This is a genomic window from Nostoc sp. 2RC (assembly GCF_014222165.1).
GTDB classification, from domain to species: Bacteria; Cyanobacteriota; Cyanobacteriia; order Cyanobacteriales; family Nostocaceae; genus Nostoc; species Nostoc linckia.
Genome location: NZ_JACKZU010000591.1, coordinates 1 through 2,867, shown reverse-complemented (window position 1 = coordinate 2,867; position 2,867 = coordinate 1). Strand labels below are relative to the sequence as shown.

Below are 2,867 nucleotides of genomic sequence, written 5' to 3'. Positions count from 1 at the left end.
TCCTCCCACACCTCCCACACCTCCGTCTCCTCCCACACCTCCCACACTTCCTGCTTGCCCCATGCCCAATGCCCAATGCCCAATGCCCCATGCCCCATTCCGTGCTAATATCAATTGCTCGCAAATGCAAAAAGCCGTGGCTACAGTACTCAAATCTCATCAAGTATCAACAAGGCGTAAACATTCGACGCATCCTCTACAGCGTTTGTTTGATTATGGGCATCAGTATCGTAAACAATTTTGGCTAGCGACTATTTATTCTATCCTCAATAAATTTTTTGACTTGGCTCCACCTGGGTTAATTGGTGTGGCTGTAGATGTGGTAGTCAAGCAGGAAGATTCCATAATTGCACAGTTGGGGGTACGCGATGTTTTTGCACAATTTTTGATTATTTCTTTCCTCACTGTCATCATTTGGATTTTAGAATCTGTTTTTGAGTATGCCTACGCTCGACTTTGGCGTAATTTGGCACAAAATATTCAGCATAATTTACGTTTGGATGCATATAGACATCTGCAAGAACTGGAGTTAGCTTATTTTGAAGAACGTAGCACTGGTGGTTTAATGTCCGTCCTCAGTGACGATATTAACCAATTAGAGCGATTTTTGGATGTGGGAGCAAACGATATTATTCAGGTTGCCACAACTGTGGTCATCATTGGCGGTGCTTTCTTTATATTGGCTCCTAGTGTAGCGTGGATGGCTCTATCGCCGATGCCATTTATTTTGTGGGGTTCTTTTGCTTATCAACGTTTGCTTGCACCCCGCTATGCTGATGTGCGGGAAAAGGTAGGTTTTCTCAACTCGCGGTTGGCAAATAATATCGGCGGTATTACTACTATTAAAAGTTTTACGGCTGAAGTTTATGAAGCCTATCGTTTGGAAATAGATAGTGAAGCTTATCGTCGCAGTAATGCTAAAGCAATTGCTCTTTCTGCGGCTTTTGTTCCGTTAATTCGGATGTTGATTTTGGTAGGTTTCACAGCTTTACTATTATATGGCGGTATGGCGGCGGTTTCTGGAAAAATGTCTGTGGGCACTTACAGTGTATTGGTGTTTTTAATCCAGCGCTTGTTGTGGCCTTTAACTCGATTAGGAGACACTTTTGACCAATATCAACGGGCAATGGCTTCTACTAATCGAGTGATGAATTTGTTAGATACTCCCATTGCTATCCATACAGGAAATACGCCGTTACCTGTGGATGAAGTGCGGGGTGAAGTGCAATTTAAAAATGTTTATTTTGCCTATAAAGATAGATTTCCAGTAATTAAAAATCTGTCTTTGGATGTTCCAGCCGGAAAAACCATTGCCATTGTGGGTTCTACTGGTTCTGGCAAAAGCACTTTAGTCAAACTATTGTTGCGGTTATACGAAATCCAAGCCGGAAGCATTACTGTTGATGGCATTGATTTGCAAACTTTGAATTTGCAAGATTTACGTCGCTGCATTGGGTTGGTGAGTCAAGATGTGTTTTTATTTCATGGCACTGTGGCAGAAAATATTGCTTATGGTAGTTTTAATGCCAACGAGCAAGAAATTATCACGGCGGCGAAGATAGCCGAGGCGCACGAATTTATTATTAACTTGCCGGAAGGTTATGAGACAATTGTCGGGGAAAGAGGACAAAAGTTATCTGGGGGACAACGACAAAGAATTGCCATTGCCCGCGCAGTGTTAAAAAATCCGCCGATTTTGATTTTAGATGAGGCCACCTCAGCAGTGGATAATGAAACAGAAGCGGCCATCCAGCGATCGCTAGAACGAATTACAGTAGATAGAACTACAATAGCGATCGCTCATCGTCTTTCCACCATCCGCAACGCTGATTGCATTTATGTCATGGAACATGGCAAATTAGTAGAATCCGGAACCCATGAACAATTGCTAGAGCAAAACGGCATTTATTCCAGCCTCTGGCGCGTACAAAGTGGCTTGCGATAAATATCACTGACCTTTGGTCGAGGCAATAGGCAACAGGCAACAGGCAACAGTAAAGATTTTTGGTGAAATGCGGAAATTTTTGTTTTTTCCCTCGACTAACCAATGGGTCAAAAGCCCCGCCCCAAGGGGGCGGCATTCGGCGGGGTTGAAATCCCCTTACTAGCCTTGCTTATTCCCTATTCCCTATTCCCTTTAACTATTTTTTGCCTCTTAATTACGAATTACAAATTAATTATGATCTTTGGTAATCCTCAACCCCAAACAGCAGACAACAAATGGCGTCGCCAGCTAGATAAGTTTGTCAAAGCAAATCAACAAGAATTGGCAGCGCTGTTTTGGGGATTATGGTTAGCAAATGGTGATAGCCAAGGTACTGTTGGCATTGATTTGCAACCTACACCGCATTTTGTTTATTGTCCCAAAGAACAGATAGAAAACTTAAATAATAAAGTTGAAAATCGACTGCAAGAAATTTTGGGAATTATCGACAATCATCAACCAGAAGTGGAAGTTGTGATGATTGGTATTGGTAAGGGTGAAATTAAGTTAATTCAGTTTGCACCAGAACCACCACCACCAATTTGTTTTGAGCAAGTTGGTAAAAATGTGGATGAATTATTGGAATTGTTGGAACAGCGAATGAGTGAAGAAAGTTTTTGAATACAGTTTTGAGAGTTTTAAGGAACGTAGCCGCTCTGCGTCTACGTTCTCTTAACCCTCAAAATTAATGCGACAAACCACTAATAATTCATCACATTAGTTATGAGGGCTTATAGATACCCGACTTCTTTAAAAAATCAGGTATCTGAATTTAGCTAATTTGCAATCTTGATGTTAGCTAAACCACACTAGCAACAAAAACAAAATCATTGGCAGTAAGGCTAGTGGAGGTAATTCCCACTAACAAAGCCAACTCTGTATT

Annotated in this window: 2 protein-coding genes; both read left to right on the top strand. The window is 41.5% G+C overall.

What is annotated here, in order from left to right; genetic code table 11:
* Positions 1–124: 124 nt before the first annotated feature.
* On the top strand, positions 125–1,945 hold the full coding sequence (locus GNE10_RS33460; RefSeq protein ID WP_221643092.1) for an ABC transporter ATP-binding protein: 1,821 nt from the start codon (positions 125–127) through the stop codon (positions 1,943–1,945).
* Between the two features lie 234 nt (positions 1,946–2,179).
* Positions 2,180–2,605 carry a hypothetical protein gene (locus GNE10_RS33455; RefSeq protein ID WP_185570349.1) on the top strand — a complete coding sequence of 142 codons (426 nt, stop codon included), beginning with the start codon at positions 2,180–2,182 and terminating at the stop codon, positions 2,603–2,605.
* The last annotated feature ends 262 nt before the right edge of the window (positions 2,606–2,867 follow it).